At 72.4% G+C, this 832-nt stretch carries 1 protein-coding gene; it reads left to right on the plus strand.

Annotated elements, in window-relative coordinates:
* Positions 1-17: 17 nt before the first annotated feature.
* The coding region (locus tag D7W81_RS41385) for a trypsin-like peptidase domain-containing protein (RefSeq protein ID WP_438503408.1) at positions 18-832 on the plus strand (815 nt) is incomplete at its 3' end.

Below are 832 nucleotides of genomic sequence, written 5' to 3' on the forward strand. Positions count from 1 at the left end.
CCCGCCCCACGCTGTCCCTGAAGACAGCCACGACGCCTTCAGGCGCGAAGGTGGAGCCGGCCGTGTATTCGCCCACCCCGCCGGGTTCGCCCGGGGCGCTCATGTCGCTGGCGCCGCTCGTGGACACGGTGAAGGGCGCGGTGGTGAACGTGGAGGTGCAGGCGCGCCCCCGGCCCGCGATGGGCGGGAGGATGCAGGGCCTGCCCCCCGGGCTCGCCGAGCGCTTCGGCATGCAGGGCGGACAGACCCCCTTCGGCGAGGGCGGCGCTCCCGCGAAGCAGGGGGTGGGGTCGGGCTTCGTCATCGACCCGTCCGGCCTGGTGCTCACGAACAACCACGTGGTGGAGGGCGCGGACACCGTCCGGGTGAAGCTGGAGGACGGGCGCGCGTTCGAGGCGGAGGTGCTGGGCCGCGACTCACTGACGGACGTGGCGCTGCTCCAGTTGAAGGGCGTGTCCGGGAACCTGCCGTTCGTGAAGCTGGGGGACTCGGATGGCCTGCGCGTGGGCGACCCCGTGATGGCCATTGGCAATCCGTTCGGCCTGGCGTCGAGCGTGAGCGCGGGCATCCTCTCCGCCCGGGCGCGCGACATCCACGCGGGCCCGTATGACGACTTCCTGCAGACGGACGCGGCCATCAACCCGGGCAACTCCGGCGGCCCGCTCTTCAACATGAAGGGCGAGGTGGTGGGCATGAACACGGCCATCATCGGCGGCGCGACGGGCATCGGCTTCGCGGTACCGGCGAACCTCATCCAGGCGCTGCTGCCGCAGCTCCAGGAGACGGGCGTGGTGCGCCGGGGCTGGGTGGGCCTGGCGGTGCAGGACCTCAC

The sequence above is a fragment of the Corallococcus aberystwythensis genome (genome assembly GCF_003612165.1).
In the GTDB taxonomy this organism is placed as follows: Bacteria; Myxococcota; Myxococcia; order Myxococcales; family Myxococcaceae; genus Corallococcus; species Corallococcus aberystwythensis.